The following is a 14,365-nucleotide window of genomic DNA, read 5'->3' on the forward strand; positions in this document are numbered from 1 at the left end:
ACCCTCATTCGTCGCCGCGGCGCCGCCGCTCACCGCACAGCCGGGCGCCGCGCCGCCGTCGGCCGCGGAAGCGGGGACCCGCGTTGGTAGGGTGCCCAGTAGGAAAAGTGGGATAACTCTCAAGGAGGAGACATGGCCGGAGCGCCTGACCAACGGAACAACGGATCCCGGGCGGAGGGCGGACTGGCTACGGACCCGGATCTTCCCCCGCCCGCCGTCGACCAGGCACGGCTCGACGCCGAGGACCGGAAATGGACCCCGGCGAAGATCGCGCTCTGGGCCGCGATTGCCCTGCTGGGCGGCGTTGCCTGGTTCATGCTGGCCATTGTGCGCGGCGAGACCGTCAACGCCATCTGGTTCGTCTTCGCCTCCGTGTGCACCTACCTGATCGGCTACCGCTTCTACTCCAAGGTGATCGAACGCTACATCACCAAGCCTGACGACCGGCGTGCCACCCCGGCCGAGTACAAGGCCGACGGCAAGGACTATGTCCGCACCGACCGGAACGTGCTCTTCGGCCACCACTTCGCCGCCATCGCAGGCGCCGGCCCGCTGGTGGGCCCGGTCATCGCCGCCCAGATGGGCTACCTTCCCGGCACCATCTGGATCATCGTGGGCGTGGTCCTCGCCGGCGCCGTCCAGGACTACCTGGTGATGTTCTTCTCCATGCGCCGCGGCGGCCGCTCCCTGGGCCAGATGGCCCGTGAGGAACTCGGCGTGATCGGTGGCACGGCAGCGCTCATTGCCACCTTGCTCATCATGGTGATCATCGTGGCCATCCTGGCCCTCGTCGTCGTCAACGCCCTGGGTGAAAGCCCGTGGGGCGTGTTCTCGGTGGGCATGACCATCCCCATCGCCCTCTTCATGGGCGTCTACCTCCGCTACCTGCGGCCCGGCAAAGTCATGGAAGTCTCCATCATCGGCTTCGTCCTGCTGATGGCCGCCATCATCGGCGGCGGCCTGGTGGCCCAGACCGGATGGGGCGCAGCCGTGTTCCACCTGGACAAGGTGACCATCGCCTGGGGCCTGATCATCTACGGTTTCATCGCCGCCATCCTGCCGGTGTGGCTGCTGCTCGCCCCGCGCGACTACCTCTCCACGTTCATGAAGATCGGCGTGATCGTGATGCTGGCGCTGGCCATCATCGTGGTCCGGCCCGAGGTCACCGTTCCCGCGTTCAGCGAATTCGCCAGCCGGGAAAACGGCCCCGTATTCTCCGGCGCCCTGTTCCCCTTCCTGTTCGTCACCATCGCCTGCGGCGCACTCTCCGGCTTCCACGCCCTCATCTCATCCGGTACCACCCCCAAACTGGTGGAGAAGGAACGGCAGACCCGGTACATCGGCTACGGCGGCATGCTGATGGAATCCTTCGTGGCCATCATGGCCCTGGTGGCCGCCATCTCGATCGACCGCGGACTCTACTTCGCCATGAACGCTCCCGCCGCACTGACCGGCGGCACCGTCGAAACCGCAGCCACCTGGGTCAACAGCCTTGGCCTGGCCGGAGTGAACATCAGCCCGGACCTGCTGTCCGAGACGGCGCGGAACGTTGGCGAACAAAGCATCGTGTCCCGTACCGGCGGCGCTCCCACCCTGGCGGTGGGCCTGGCGCACATCATGCACCAGTTCGTGGGCGGGACCGCCCTCATGGGCTTCTGGTACCACTTCGCCATCATGTTCGAGGCGCTCTTCATCCTCACTGCCGTCGATGCCGGCACCCGTGTTGCCCGCTTCATGCTGCAGGACTCCATCGGCAACTTCGTCCCCAAGTTCAAGGAGGCCTCCTGGCGTCCCGGAGCCTGGCTCTGCACCGCCATCATGGTGGCAGCCTGGGGCGCAGTGCTGCTCATGGGTGTCACCGACCCGCTGGGCGGCATCAACACCCTGTTCCCGCTGTTCGGAATCGCCAACCAGTTGCTCGCCGCCATCGCGCTGGCCGTGGTCCTGGCAATCGTTGCCAAACGGGGAACCTTTAAGTACCTGTGGATCGTGGCCCTGCCGCTGGCGTTCGCAGCCGTGGTGACCATCACCGCGAGCTACCAGAAGATCTTCTCCTCCACCCCTGCCGTGGGCTACTTCGCCAACAACGCGGCCTTCAGCAAGGCGCTGGCCGACGGCAAGAAGGAATTCGGCACCGCGAAGACGGTGGCCGCGATGGAAGCCGTGGTCCGCAACACGGCCATCCAGGGCTGGCTGTCCGTGATCTTCGTGGTGCTCAGCATCATCGTGATCGCCACCGCGCTCCTCGCCACGGCCAAGGCGTTCCGGGACCGGTCGGCAGGAGCGGCCATCACCGACAACGAGGACCCGGCTGTTCCGTCGCGCGTCTTTGCGCCGGCCGGGCTGGTACCAACCACGGCCGAACGTGAACTGGCTGCCGAATGGGAGAAGGTGCCCGCCGAGGCCCGGCTCGAACGGACCGGGCACTGATGAGCGCCGGGATCGCCCTGGTCGCCAACGGGTTCCGCGGGTTTGCCCGCTACCTGGGCGGCGTCATGGGCGCGGACGCCTACGCCAAGTACCTGGAACACCACCGGGCCGCCGGGCATGCCGAAGCGCCCCTGACAGAGCGGGAGTTCTGGCGGGACCGCACAGACCGCCAGGACAGCAACCCCCAAGGCCGGTGCTGCTGATTGAGCCCGCAGCGGACAAGCGCGCCACAGGCCTTCACAGGTGGACCGTGGCCGGACGGGCCGTGAGAGTATGAACGCATGAGCGATCCCAATGACACTCAGGCAGCTGAGGACCTTCCGGTAGAGGGTACTCCCGTGGACGACACGGAGGACCCCGTTCAGGTTCCCTCCGGGACGGACGGAAGGCCCAGGGGGAGCAGCCTGCAGGATCTGGTGGACGAGCCTGCCAAGGTGATGCGGATCGGCACCATGATCCGGCAGCTGCTTGAAGAGGTGAAGTCTGCCCCACTGGACGATGCTGCGCGCGGCAGGCTGGCTGCCATCCACGCCCGCTCCATCAAGGAGCTGGAGGACGGCCTTGCGCCCGAGCTCGTGGCAGAACTGGACAGGATCAACCTGCCCTTCTCCGGTGACGCCACACCATCGGACGCGGAGCTTCGGATTGCCCAGGCCCAGCTGGTGGGCTGGCTTGAGGGCCTGTTCCATGGGATCCAAACGGCCATCGCCGCCCAGAACGCGGCCCGGGAACACGCAGCCGCGCAGCTGCAGCTGCGCCAACTGCCGCCGGGCACCATGATTGCGCCCGGCGTGGTGATCGGTGAAAACGGCGAGCCCCAGCGTGCCCCGGCCGGCGCCCGGCCCGGGCAACAGGGCCGGCCTGGTCAGCGTGAGGACCCGGACCACGGCCCGGGCCAGTACTTGTAGGATCCGCTTGGGCTTTTTCAGCGCCGCCAGGCAGGGGCGCAAGGACGACGTGGAGCTGGGAAAGGGTTTGTGGCGCCGCGCGCACGACCGTTTCCACCGGGGACTGGACCGCTTCCACCAGGTGCTCGAGGGCGTGGAGGATGACCAGCTGTACGGCGAGCTGCTGGAGATCGCCAACCAGCTGGCTGCTTTGCTGCCTCGCGTCCGGGCAGTCTGCATGGAAGCGCAGCGGCGCGCCCCAAGCGACGGCCTGGACATTCCCGCAGCACTGTCGAATGTGCACAGGTCCCTGTCCAAGGCAGGAAATTCACTGGCAACCACGGCGGAGGCTGCAGCAATGCTGCGGCTCGCCGTGGGGCCGGTGCCGGTTGGCGCCGCGTCCGTCCACCGCCGCGCCGAGGCCGTCTTCCAGCAGGTGGACGACGCCGAGAGGCAGCTTCACTCGGAATAGGCCGGGCGGGTGCGCAGGAATATTCCCGATTTGGAAGCCTACTTTCCAGTTAAGCGCCTGGCTGACAGACCCGGATTCCGCCGCGTTGGGCTCCCCGGTTTTGGCAGGATAAAGCCATGACTCTTTCACCTACCTTGACTTTCAACGACGGCAACACGATCCCCCAGCTCGGCTACGGTGTGTGGCAGGTTGAGGACGACGTGGCTGAAAAGGTTGTCCGGCAGGCGTTCGAAGCCGGCTTCCGCCACATCGACACCGCCAAGATCTACGGGAACGAGGCCGGCGTGGGCCGTGCCATCGCCAGCTCCGGACTCTCGCCCGAGCAGATCTTCATCACCACCAAGCTGTGGAACGCAGATCAGGGCTACGAGTCGACGCTCGCCGCTTTCGAGGAATCCATGGACCGGCTTGGCCTGGAAACGCTGGACCTCTACCTCATCCACTGGATGCAGCCCAAGCAGGACAAGTACGTTGACACCTGGAAAGCCCTGATTGAGCTGCAGAAGCGCGGACGGGTCAAGTCCATCGGCGTCTCAAACTTCACGGTCGAGGGCCTGCAGCGCATTATCGACGAAACGGGCGTGGTTCCGGCCATCCACCAGATTGAGCTGCACCCCTACTTCAGCCAGCTCGAACTGCGTGAGTTTGGTGCTTCCAAGGGCATCCTGACCCAGGCATGGTCCCCGCTGGGGCAGGGCGGCGAGCTGCTCAAGGACCAGGCCATCGCGTCCATCGCTGCCAAGCACCAAGCAACCCCTGCCCAGGTGGTCATCGCCTGGCACCTCGCGGTCGGCAACGTGGTGATTCCCAAGTCCGTGACCGAGTCGCGCATCAAGGAGAACTTCGCAGCACTGGAGGTCTCCCTGGACGCCGAGGACATTGAAGCCATCAACAACCTTGACCGGACCGCGCGCGGCGAAGGCCGCATCGGAGCCGACCCGGCGGTTTCCGACTTCGCGTAGTCCCCAAGGCAGCGGTTCCCCGGCACCAGTTGCCGGTGGCCGGCCACGAAACCAGCGTCAGCCCGTGCTGCCGGCAACCACCGGCAGCACGGGCTGACGCCGTTAACCGGGCCAATGCCCGGGTCGAGCCAAGCGCGGACCGGTCAGGCGGCGATCTGGACGCGTTCCACGGTCACGGCGTCCGCCACGGCCCAGCTGTCCTCTCCGTGGCAGTGCCGGCAGGCGAAGCGCTCGGCGTCTTCCAGGGTGTCGAAGACCTCGGAGCGGGCCCGGCCGCAGTCGGCGTCGAAGTACGTAACGTGAAATTCCTGTACTGCTTGGTTTTCCATAAATCCAGTCTGCAACCGGGGTCTGACATTCTTAGGAACCGACTCAGCGTGTTGTTGAGGACGCGAGGCGTATGGACCCGGAATTGCCGGCCATCAGTGCCCGGGATGAGCCATCGCCGGTTGGCTCCCGTCTCCGGTTGTCTCTTTCAGGTGCGCTTCGAGGACATCGCGGACCGAGGTCCACTCGTGCCGGCCATAGCGGTCGTTGTTGACATGCTGGAGCTCCGCCTCCCCGCTGAACATGCTGACGAAGTACTGCATGCCCTGCCATGCGGGAAAGGCCTCGTCTTTGTCCTTCGACAGTAGCCGCCCAACCCTGCTCATGGCAGCCAACATACCGGTGGTCCCGGCCCATTGCAGGGAGAAAGGCGTCTCTGTGAGTTCGGTCATCGTCCGGGCAATACTGCGCGCCGTGACGCGGTCGCCGGCTATCTCGACCACGCGGGGTGCGTTCTCATCCAGGGCGGCTAGTGCGACGACGCGTGCGACGTCGTCCTTGGTGGTGAAGTCGAGAACCTGGTCCGGTGAGGACCAGAACAGGACCCGGTGGCGGTTAAACAGGATCATCGGTGCTTGGCCGGTGATCATGTCGGCGAAGGCCCCGTTCAGCACGGAAGTTACGCGTATGGGTGCTGCGTCGAGTTCGGCGGCGAACTCGCGGCGGAGCTCGAAGTTGCGGTTGCTGCCGGGGGTGACCCGGCGGTAATCCGCGGAGTAGTCCGACGGGATGAATCGTGCCACACCTGCGTCGACGGCGGCCGCAAGGAGCGCCCGCTGCGCGTCGACGATGACAGGACGCGCCCCGCTGACGGCGGAAATGACGGTATCCACGCCGGACAATGCGGAGGCGAGGCCGGCCCGATCTGTGTAGGCAGCCTCGTGGATCTCCACACGATCCTCCCCGCCGTAGATGCCATGGGCCGTTCCGTTCCCGGGGCGTGTCAGGACCCGGACCGCGGCGTCGCGGCGGAGGAGTTCGCGTACGATGCGTTGGCCGAGGTCACCGGTGGCTCCGGCGACGAGGACGGTGATGGTAGTGATGATTTGCTCTTCTCGGTAGGTGTCGGTGAGGCGCCGGCGTGAGAGTCGATGCGAGGGCCACGGGCTCGGGTTTGGCCCCCATGCAGAAATAGTACTTGGCGGCGCAGCGGGGGCTGGCTGTGAAGCAGTCAGCGATTGCCCAGACGGAGCACGCGTTCCTGTGCCAGCAAGGTGGCCCGGCGGGCCTTGTCTGCCGCCCGCGCGGCCTGTTTCGCCTCGGCAGCGGTGGTGGCCAGCCGCTTGCGGGAGCGGTCCAGGCGTTCTTCGGTGGCTTGAAGCCGGCTCCTGAGTTCAGCTGTTTCCTGCTGCAGTTCCGCGATTTCCGCCCGCGCCTGCCCTTCCTGCTCCTGGAGCCCACCGGCCAGTTGCAAGGCTGCTTCCTGGGCCTCCTGGGCCTCCGCGAGGGCGGCCCTGGCCCGTTCAAGCGCTGGCGGCGAGGCAGGCCGGGGCGTCTGCCGGACTGCCTCAAGCCGGGGCCTGGCCTGCTTTGGCCCGGTGCCCTGCGGCGTCGTCGTTGGCGTCTTCGATGCCGCCGCGTTCGCCCCTGGCGTCTTCCTGGCTGGCGGCTTCACCCCTCTGGTCTTTGCACCGTCCAGCCGCGGCGCGGACCGGGGAGTACCGGCGGGACGGCTGGGCGGTGCGGCCGGGAGCAGGCCGGGGAGGGCTACCGCACCGTCCAGGTCCACGTCGTTAACGCCATCTGCGGAGAGGACTTTCAGCAGCCGCCCACTGGCAACGGCGTTGGCCGCCCCCGCGTCTGCCGTCATGGCCCGGAGGGTTTCCTCGACGTCGGAAGCCATCGCGTCGCTGATGGACCGGCCCTGCGCCCGGGCCACGGACCGGACGGTGTCGACGGCGTCTGCGAGCATGGTGCGCCGCTCACGGCCCAGCTCGCGGAGGGCAGCGGCATCCAGCGAGTCCTGGGCTGCCCGCATCCGCGCCCCCAGCTCATCCAGCCGGGCAGGCACCTCCGGCCGGTGGCGGGCAAGCATATTGAGCGCCCACGCAGCGACGGAAGGTTTCGGCAGGCCCCGGACCGCTGCCGCCAGGCCCTTGTCCCGGCCCGATGCTTCCTTGGCCTCGGCGGCGCGGGCTGCAATGAAGTCCTCCAGCGTTCCCGCATAAAGGCGGTTGGCGATGTCCGCCAGGGCTTCGTCATCCATGCCGCCATCTTAGGTGTCCTGGCTGCCTCGACAGATGCGGGGCAAAATGGCGCGGCGCAGCGGAGGTTGCGGGAAAGCACCCTGTTGCTCGCCCGCCGGGAGGGGTAAGTTGCACGAATGGACGATTCATATCAGGTCATCGTGGTTGGCGGCGGATTTGCCGGGAAGGCAGCGGCTGAGGAGTTGGGCCGCAAGGGCGTCCGCGTGCTGCTGCTTGACGCCAACAGCTACCAACAGTTTCAGCCGCTCCTCTACCAGGTGGCTGCATCGCAAATTGGCGTGTCCACGGTGACGCGGCCGCTGAGGGCGGAGTTCCGCGGAATAAACAGCGTCCGGGTCCTGACGGCGACGGTGACTGCCATCGACGCACCCAACCGGACCGTCACCACGGCCGACGGGTCCACATACCGGGCCCAGGCCCTGGTCATCGCCACTGGAGCAGTGCCGAACTTCTTCAACACCCCCGGCGCAGATGAGCATGCCTACCCGCTGTACTCCGTCGCGGACGCCACGAGGCTCAGCGCGGCCATCACCGCCGTCCTGGACCAGGCCGACCGTGAGCCGGGAGCAGGGGCTGACGTCATTGTGGTGGGCGGTGGCCCCACTGGCGTCGAGACGGCCGGCGCGCTCGCTGAGAACGTCAAGTACCTGGTGCCAAAGTACTTCTCGCCGGAGCTGGCCGATCGGTGCCATATCCACCTGGTGGATATGGTTCCAAACGTCCTCGCCGCGTTTTCGGAGAAGTCGCAGACCTACGCGCGGGACCGCCTGACGAAGCTCGGCGTGCAGCTGCATATGGGCCAGCCCGTGGCCGAAGTCCGGCCGGACGGTGTGACCCTCAAGGGCGGAACGGTCATTCCTGCCCGGATCGTGGTCTGGGCCGGTGGCCTGCAGGCCGGAAAAATCATCACCGAGTCCGGCCTGGGGCAGGGGAGGGGCGGCCGGATTGACGTCCAGCCCGATCTGACCGCGCCGGGCGTCGAGGGCGTCTATGTCCTGGGTGACGCCGCCAACATCACGGACGCCGGCGGGAACAAGCTGCCGCAGTTGGGATCGGTAGCCCAGCAATCGGGCAAGTGGGCGGCGCGTAATATCTACGCGGACCTCACCGGCGGCGTGCGCGAGCCTTTCCGATATTGGGACAAGGGGTACATGGCCATGGTGGGCCGCGGAGCGGCGGTGGCTGAGCTGGGCCGCCAACGGCTGCACTTGCAGGGGCCGTTGGCCTTCGTGTCGTGGCTGGCGGTGCACCTGGCCCTGTTGCCCGGCTTCCAGCAGAAAGTCAGGGCGCTGTTTTCCTGGGCTAATGGCTACGTGACCCACAGCCCGTCCCAGGTGGTGGTCGGCAGGCCGGACTAGACCCCGTTACGCAGGCGCGGCCGACCCATGGCGATGGCGCCCATCCGCCGCGTCAGTTCTTCGCGAAACTGACGAGCCGGCCCGCGGCAGTCCAGCCGGATGATTCGTAGCGGACGGCTGCCTCCGGTTCAACCACCATGTGCAGGTACTCGGCGCCGTGCAGGAACGCCTCCTCCGCCATGGCGGCGAACAGGCCCTGTTCGAGGGTCTCCTGCTCCGGCCCCTGCGGCAGTTCGGTGACCGCCACCGCCGCGAAATCGTCCCGGATTTGGATGCGTCCTTTGGCGACAGGGTGGTCAAAGACGGTTATTTCGACGGCGTCAAAAGTCTCCATCGGTGCCAAGGCCACCTGGGAGTTCTCCGGCAGCACCACCGGTCCGTTAAGCTCGGCCGTCGGTGCCATGAGCAGCACCCGTTCGGCCACGGGTGCCAGGCCCCCTGGTGCATGGTCCCTTGCGGCAGCGGCGTCGGCGCAGAGCAGGGTGAGGCGCACTCCGGCCTTGGCTGCGGCGTTGCTTGCAAGCTCCTCGGTGCCCGGTCCGGGCCAGCCGGCAACGTACTCCTGGCTTTCCGGGTCCTGCCCGGCGCCTGCCCCGAGGACGAATCCTGAATCAACGGGGCCTGCACTGCGTTCCTGCAGGTCCGCCCACGCAGGGACCCATCCGATGGCGGGCAGTTCGTGGTGGTCCGGCATGGGAGTCTTCCTAACGTCCAGCACCGGTCTGCAGTGTCCGGTGCGGCTGGGCAGGGGCTTTTCTGTCAACGTATCCGATCGGCACGCGGGCCGCCAGCAGGGCCGGAGGGGCTTGGTCCCGGCTTGGCCGCAGCGGACGGCCTAAGGCAGGTGCGCGAAGGACATCCCTGCCGAGAGCAGCTTGTCCAAGGCCTGCTTGACGCCTTCTGCTGTTCCCCCATTGGGGTGGTTGCCGTGGCAGATGACCACGTCCCCCGCCCGCGCCCTTCCCACCTCCCTGGCAACGACTGCGGCGGGAAAGGTCGCGCCGCCGTCGCCATTGATGCTGAAGCCCACCGGCTTCACGCCCAACGCACCCAGGATGTCCGTGGCGACGTCGTCCAGGTAGGCGGTGCCAGGGCGGAAGTACTTGGGCCGCTTGCCGGTGATGTTTGCCAGGGCCTCATCGTTTGGCATGACCTCGTCGTAAACCTCCCCCGCGTTCCTGGTGCCCGGAATGCCGTAGGCCGTGTTGCCGTTGGTGGACAGCGGCTTGTGGGACGTTCCGTGGTTGGCGATCTCGAAGAGCGGGTCTGCTGCCAACTGCCGGGTGGTGGCGGGGTTGGCTGCGATCCACCGCGAGTTCAGGAAGAGCGTGGCCGGGATGTGGCGCTGGCGCAACGTGTCAAGAAGGGCCTGGTCGCAGCCGCTGCCGCCGGGGCCACCGCAAAAGTCCAAGGTCAGTGCGATGCCCTGCCCTGGAGGCATCCGGGTCAGGACGCCGGGAGCCTCCAGGCCCCAGTACCGGGCCTGGTGCTTTCCGTAGGTATCGACAACCTCGGCACGTGACAACACGGGAGCGGCCGACGGGTTGGGCGCCGGTTCGTCACCGTCCGGACCGGAGTGCAGGACCGTCGAGCTGAGGTTCCCTGCGCCGTCGTCGGGCGCGGGCAGGTCGGAGGAGGTTGCCTTCTGCTTCTGGTCGGGCTGCAAGCTGGGCACCGCGGCGGACATTGTCAGTACCGCCGCCAGTAAAACGGCCCTGCGGCCGGGACCTTTTCCGTCCTGGCTCAGATGCCGCGGGACATGTGGTTCCACTTCTAGTTCCTGTTCCCTGGCTGTCCTGCGGGCCTGGTCCGGTCCCGCCGGCCCGGACATGCGGACGTGGCAGGTGCGGTGTGACTGCAGCCTGCGGGGATGGCAGCGTCGAAGGCCGTGGCGCGCGCAACAGCAGCCTGGGAGCGGGGGGTCATACCGGGAGGATACCTTGCCTGCCTTGCTGTTTCCTGAACTCCGCACGGCGTCGGAGCGGCGGCTGGCCGAAATGGCGCTTAACCAGCGAAAAACCCCGGAAACCCCTGAAAACAGGGGCTGTCCGGGGTTTATCCCGAGCTTCCTATCAGAATCGAACTGATGACCTTTTCATTACGAGTGAAACGCTCTACCGACTGAGCTAAGGAAGCACCGCATGAAAATCCCCGGCGGAACCGGGCGCTTCATGCAAGAGTCAACTGTAATAGAGTCCCCTCGCCCCGGTCAAAATGGGGCGGACGGAAGCTGTGCGAGCAGTCAGCAGACCGTGTTGTCGGCCGGCAGCTTGCCGCCCACCAGGTAATTGTCCACCGAGTCCTCAAGGCAGCTGTTGGCCCGGCCGTAGGCGGTGTGCCCTTCACCGCGCCAGGTCAGCAGCGAGGCGTTCCCCAACTGCTTGCGCAATGACGCGGCCCAGCCGACGGGGGTGGCGGGATCGCCGGTGGTTCCGATGACCACGATGGGGGAGTCGCCGCTGTATTCCACCGGCGCAGGCGTACGGACGTTCTTGTAGGGCCAGTCGGCGCAGGTGGTGCCGCCGTAGGCAAAGAAGTAGCCCATGGTGGGGGAGTCCTGTTCGAGCCGCTTCTCCTCCGCCCGCATGCCCGCGGCATCCGAAACCATGGGGTAGTCGAGGCAGTTGATTGCGTTGAAGGCGAAGGTGGAATTGGACGTGTACGAACCGTCGGAGGCACGGTCGGCGCCGAGGTCGGCAAGCCTGAGCATGAGGCTTACATCGCCGGACATGGCCGCCTCAAGGGCTTGGGTGAGTGCGGGCCAGCTTTGGTCGTTGTACAGCGGGGTGATCAGGCCGCTGACGAATGTGGTTGCATTGACCAGCCGCCCGTCCTTCGCCGTTCGTGGCGTCTCCTGGATGGAGTTGATGAGGTCCCGGATCTGCTTCACGCCGGAGTCGGCGTCGCCGCTGAGCGGGCACTTCCCTTGCTTCTGGCAGCTCGCAACGTAGGTGTGGAGCGCCTTTTCGAAAGCCTGGGCCTGGCCGCTGGTGAGCTCTTCGTTGCTGATGGAGGGGTCAAGGGCTCCATCAAGGACCATGCGGCCCACGTTGTCCGGGAACAGGGAGGCGTAGGTGGATCCCAGGAACGTGCCGTAGGAGTACCCCAGGTAGTTCAGCTTGGTGTCGTTTACGACGGCCCGCAGGACATCCATGTCCTTCGCGGCGCTGACGGTGTCGATATGGGCCATGACGGGGCCCGTTTGCGCCGCACACTGCGAGGCGATTGCCTTGTTGTCCGCAAGGGCCGCCTGCAGCCCGGAATCGGTGTCAAGGGCGTAGATCTTGGCCCGGTAGGCGTCGCGTTCGGCGTCCGACATGCAGGTGACCGGGGCCGAGCGCTTCACGCCGCGCGGATCGAAGCCGACAAGGTCGTAGGAGTTTCGGACTGCGGCCGAAAAATGCGTTCCGGCGGCGTCCTTGACGAAGTCGTAGCCGGACGCGCCCGGGCCGCCCGGGTTGACCAGCAGGCTGCCGGTCTTCTTGCCCGTGCTCGGCGCCCGCAAAGCGGCCAACTGGATGGTCTCGCCGCCAGGATTGGCGTAATCCACGGGCACGGTCACTTTGGCGCACTGGAACTCCCCTTCGCACGGTTGCCAAACGACTTCCTGCGAGTAGAACTTCTCCAGCCCGGCCGGAGCGGACGCCACGATGGACGGATCAGCCTTGGCGGTGGCCGCCTCCTGCGGGTTCCGGTCGCCGCCGTTGAGGAGGCTGCACGAGGCCAGGACCATGGCCAGGACCATGGCACCCGCAGCGCGGACGGCGACCGCCAGGGACCTGTGGCGTGCGGGCAGGGAGCGGGCAGTCATCGGGTCTCCTTGGAAGGCTGGATCAGGCTGGCCGCCATGGACTCTATGGTCAGCAGCGGGGCCACATTGGTAGTGGTGATGCGTTCGCGGGCTTTGTTGATGGCGTCCATGCGGGCCAGCGTGGCTTCCGGGGTGGTGTGGGCTGCGAACTCCTCCAGCTCACCCCTCAGCTCAACGTTGACCAGTTCCACGGCGTTCCCCAGCTGGATGACCAGCACATCCCGGTAAAAGGACAGCAGATCGGTGAGCGTACGGTCCAGGGAGTCGGTGATGGACCTCTTGGCGCGGCGTTTCTGGTCGTCTTCGAGCTGCTTCACCTGGCTGCGCATTGCTGGCGGCAGGGTGCCGGACTCCGGTGCTCCAAGCGTAGCAAGGAGGCTGGCCTTCTCCGCGGCGTCGCGCTCCTCATTGGAGCTGTTTGCCTCTGCCGTGGCGATCTTGACCAGTTTGTCCGCCATCATGACGGCGGCCGTTACGCCGCGCAGTCCCAGCGGAAAACGGACGGTTTCCAGGCGGCGTTCCCTTGCGGCAGGATCCCTGGCCAGCCGGCGGGCAATCCCCACGTGGCTTTGCGCCGTGCGGGCTGCCTGTTCCGCGAGGGCCGGGTCTACGCCGTCCCGCCGGACCAGCAGCGCTGCCACGTCCGAGGCCGGCGGCAAGCGGAGGGCCACGCTGCGGCAGCGGGAGCGGATGGTGACCAGGACGTCGGCAGGCGACGGCGCACACAGCATCCACACGGTGCGCGGCGTCGGCTCCTCGATGGCCTTGAGCAGCACATTGGTGGTCCGTTCGGCCATCCGGTCGGCATCCTCCACGACGATGATCCGCCAGCGGCCCGACGACGGCCGGTTGCCCGCCGTCGCTACGAGCTCACGGGCCTCGTCAATGGTGATGGTGACTTTTTCAGTGCGCACAAAGGTCACATCGGAATGGGTTTCGCCCAAAATCGTGTGGCATGCCTGGCACTGTCCGCACCCTCGAAGGCCCACGTCTTCCTGGCCGCAGTTCAACGCGGCAGCGAACGCCTTGGCGGCGTTGGAACGGCCGGACCCCGGCGGCCCGGTGAACAGCCAGGCGTGGGTCAGGCCTTCGCCGCCCGCGGCCTGGCGCAGTTGTTCGACGACGGCGGGCTGGCCCTGGAGGTCATCCCAAACGGTCACGAGCCACCACCGCCGGAGGGTGTTCCCGGCGCCGGCACCGGTACGGTCTCCAGCGCCGCCGGCCCCTGCACTGCATCCAGCAGGGTGTCCACCCGGGCGAGGATCCGCCCGGCCAACTCGTCAACGGGGAGGTGGGCCGGGAGGACCAGGTAGGACCCGGGCCGGACGGCTGCCAGATCGAGGAATGCCTCCCGGATGCGGGTGTGGAACTCGTCGGCTTCGGATTCCAGCCGGTCCTCGGTTGCCTGGCCCGCGGTCCGCCGGCGGCGCCCCAGGTCCGGGTCGACGTCCAGCAGGACAGTCAGGTGCGGCTGGAGGCCAGAGGTGGCCCACTCATTGAGGGTACGCACGGCGTCCTGGCCCAGGTTTCGGCCTGCCCCCTGGTAGGCCACGGAAGAGTCGATGTAGCGGTCGGTCAGCACCATCTCGCCGCGCGCAAGGGCAGGGCGGATCACCTGGGTGGCGTGCGCGGCACGGGAAGCCGCAAAGATCAGGGCCTCTGTATGGGCGTCGATCTCGCCGTTTCCGTGGTCCAGCACCAGTGACCGGAGCTTTTCGCCGACCGGGGTGCCCCCGGGTTCGCGGGTACGGAGCACGGTATAACCGCGGGCTTCCAGTGCCTCCGCCAGCCGGGCCGCCTGGGTGGACTTGCCGGCACCATCGCCACCTTCGAATGCGATGAATACGCCGGCCCTCTGTTTGTTCACTACTCAAGCCTACCGAGGCGTGGCGACAATCCCGGCTTCCGGAG

General features: G+C 67.0%; 14 protein-coding genes and 1 tRNA gene. 6 read left to right on the forward strand and 9 right to left on the reverse strand.

Features of this window, described 5'->3' with window-relative positions; translation table 11 throughout:
• Nucleotides 1-132 precede the first annotated feature (132 nt).
• The 5 genes from NIBR502770_RS01225 (at nucleotide 133) to NIBR502770_RS01245 (ending at nucleotide 4,751) form a co-directional block, all read left to right on the forward strand.
• Nucleotides 133-2,430 (forward strand): carbon starvation CstA family protein, encoded by a 2,298-nt coding sequence (locus tag NIBR502770_RS01225; RefSeq protein WP_141158109.1) that lies wholly within the window; start codon nucleotides 133-135, stop codon nucleotides 2,428-2,430.
• Nucleotides 2,430-2,633 carry a YbdD/YjiX family protein gene (locus NIBR502770_RS01230; protein WP_141158108.1) on the forward strand — a complete coding sequence of 68 codons (204 nt, stop codon included), beginning with the start codon at nucleotides 2,430-2,432 and terminating at the stop codon, nucleotides 2,631-2,633. Before NIBR502770_RS01225 ends, NIBR502770_RS01230 begins: the two co-directional genes overlap by 1 nt.
• A gap of 78 nt (nucleotides 2,634-2,711) precedes the next feature.
• Nucleotides 2,712-3,338: a bacterial proteasome activator family protein gene (locus tag NIBR502770_RS01235; RefSeq protein ID WP_141158107.1), complete on the forward strand. Its 627-nt coding sequence runs from the start codon at nucleotides 2,712-2,714 to the stop codon at nucleotides 3,336-3,338.
• A 7-nt stretch (nucleotides 3,339-3,345) separates the two neighbouring features.
• Nucleotides 3,346-3,789 (forward strand): hypothetical protein, encoded by a 444-nt coding sequence (locus NIBR502770_RS01240; protein ID WP_141158106.1) that lies wholly within the window; start codon nucleotides 3,346-3,348, stop codon nucleotides 3,787-3,789.
• Nucleotides 3,790-3,905: 116 nt separating this feature from the next.
• Nucleotides 3,906-4,751: an aldo/keto reductase gene (locus NIBR502770_RS01245; protein ID WP_141180772.1), complete on the forward strand. Its 846-nt coding sequence runs from the start codon at nucleotides 3,906-3,908 to the stop codon at nucleotides 4,749-4,751.
• Between the two features lie 143 nt (nucleotides 4,752-4,894).
• Here the strand turns inward: NIBR502770_RS01245 and NIBR502770_RS01250 are convergent, their stop codons facing one another.
• From NIBR502770_RS01250 to NIBR502770_RS01260, 3 genes are all read right to left on the reverse strand, one after another.
• Nucleotides 4,895-5,080, reverse strand: a complete 186-nt coding sequence (locus NIBR502770_RS01250; RefSeq protein WP_141180773.1) for a hypothetical protein — start codon at nucleotides 5,078-5,080, stop codon at nucleotides 4,895-4,897.
• A 93-nt stretch (nucleotides 5,081-5,173) separates the two neighbouring features.
• Complete coding sequence (locus NIBR502770_RS01255; RefSeq protein WP_141180774.1) at nucleotides 5,174-6,124, reverse strand: NmrA family NAD(P)-binding protein; 951 nt, start codon at nucleotides 6,122-6,124, stop codon at nucleotides 5,174-5,176.
• 125 nt (nucleotides 6,125-6,249) lie between these two features.
• The gene (locus NIBR502770_RS01260; RefSeq protein ID WP_141180775.1) at nucleotides 6,250-7,284 is read right to left on the reverse strand and encodes a hypothetical protein; all 1,035 of its coding nucleotides are present in this window, start codon (nucleotides 7,282-7,284) and stop codon (nucleotides 6,250-6,252) included.
• A 117-nt stretch (nucleotides 7,285-7,401) separates the two neighbouring features.
• On the opposite strand from NIBR502770_RS01260, the gene NIBR502770_RS01265 reads away from it, so the two are divergent.
• Nucleotides 7,402-8,643, forward strand: coding sequence for an NAD(P)/FAD-dependent oxidoreductase (locus NIBR502770_RS01265; RefSeq protein WP_141180776.1), 1,242 nt, complete (start codon nucleotides 7,402-7,404; stop codon nucleotides 8,641-8,643).
• 52 nt (nucleotides 8,644-8,695) lie between these two features.
• Here the strand turns inward: NIBR502770_RS01265 and NIBR502770_RS01270 are convergent, their stop codons facing one another.
• From NIBR502770_RS01270 to tmk, 6 genes are all read right to left on the reverse strand, one after another.
• Nucleotides 8,696-9,337: a hypothetical protein gene (locus NIBR502770_RS01270; protein WP_141180777.1), complete on the reverse strand. Its 642-nt coding sequence runs from the start codon at nucleotides 9,335-9,337 to the stop codon at nucleotides 8,696-8,698.
• A gap of 141 nt (nucleotides 9,338-9,478) precedes the next feature.
• The gene (locus NIBR502770_RS01275; RefSeq protein WP_246857350.1) at nucleotides 9,479-10,318 is read right to left on the reverse strand and encodes a polysaccharide deacetylase family protein; all 840 of its coding nucleotides are present in this window, start codon (nucleotides 10,316-10,318) and stop codon (nucleotides 9,479-9,481) included.
• A gap of 388 nt (nucleotides 10,319-10,706) precedes the next feature.
• Nucleotides 10,707-10,779 (reverse strand) — tRNA-Thr (locus tag NIBR502770_RS01280).
• Nucleotides 10,780-10,885: 106 nt separating this feature from the next.
• Entirely contained in the window at nucleotides 10,886-12,454 is a 1,569-nt protein-coding gene (locus NIBR502770_RS01285) for an alpha/beta hydrolase (RefSeq protein WP_141180778.1), read from the reverse strand.
• A complete protein-coding gene (locus NIBR502770_RS01290) occupies nucleotides 12,451-13,614 on the reverse strand; it encodes a DNA polymerase III subunit delta' (RefSeq protein ID WP_141180779.1) in 1,164 nt (387 codons plus the stop codon). Before NIBR502770_RS01290 ends, NIBR502770_RS01285 begins: the two co-directional genes overlap by 4 nt.
• Nucleotides 13,611-14,321, reverse strand: coding sequence for a dTMP kinase (gene tmk, locus NIBR502770_RS01295; RefSeq protein ID WP_246857351.1), 711 nt, complete (start codon nucleotides 14,319-14,321; stop codon nucleotides 13,611-13,613). Before tmk ends, NIBR502770_RS01290 begins: the two co-directional genes overlap by 4 nt.
• Between the last annotated feature and the right edge of the window lie 44 nt (nucleotides 14,322-14,365).

This window comes from Pseudarthrobacter sp. NIBRBAC000502770 (genome assembly GCF_006517815.1).
Lineage (GTDB): Bacteria > Actinomycetota > Actinomycetes > Actinomycetales > Micrococcaceae > Arthrobacter > Arthrobacter niigatensis.

What these genes read in the sequence shown, in the direction of transcription:
- NIBR502770_RS01225 (WP_141158109.1), top strand. Translation starts at nt 133, where the DNA reads ATGGCCGGAGCGCCTGACCAACGGAACAACGGATCCCGGGCGGAGGGC.
- NIBR502770_RS01230 (WP_141158108.1), top strand. Translation starts at nt 2,430, where the DNA reads ATGAGCGCCGGGATCGCCCTGGTCGCCAACGGGTTCCGCGGGTTTGCC.
- NIBR502770_RS01235 (WP_141158107.1), top strand. Translation starts at nt 2,712, where the DNA reads ATGAGCGATCCCAATGACACTCAGGCAGCTGAGGACCTTCCGGTAGAG.
- NIBR502770_RS01245 (WP_141180772.1), top strand. Translation starts at nt 3,906, where the DNA reads ATGACTCTTTCACCTACCTTGACTTTCAACGACGGCAACACGATCCCC.
- NIBR502770_RS01250 (WP_141180773.1), bottom strand. Translation starts at nt 5,080, where the DNA reads ATGGAAAACCAAGCAGTACAGGAATTTCACGTTACGTACTTCGACGCC.
- NIBR502770_RS01260 (WP_141180775.1), bottom strand. Translation starts at nt 7,284, where the DNA reads ATGGATGACGAAGCCCTGGCGGACATCGCCAACCGCCTTTATGCGGGA.
- NIBR502770_RS01265 (WP_141180776.1), top strand. Translation starts at nt 7,402, where the DNA reads ATGGACGATTCATATCAGGTCATCGTGGTTGGCGGCGGATTTGCCGGG.
- NIBR502770_RS01270 (WP_141180777.1), bottom strand. Translation starts at nt 9,337, where the DNA reads ATGCCGGACCACCACGAACTGCCCGCCATCGGATGGGTCCCTGCGTGG.
- NIBR502770_RS01285 (WP_141180778.1), bottom strand. Translation starts at nt 12,454, where the DNA reads ATGACTGCCCGCTCCCTGCCCGCACGCCACAGGTCCCTGGCGGTCGCC.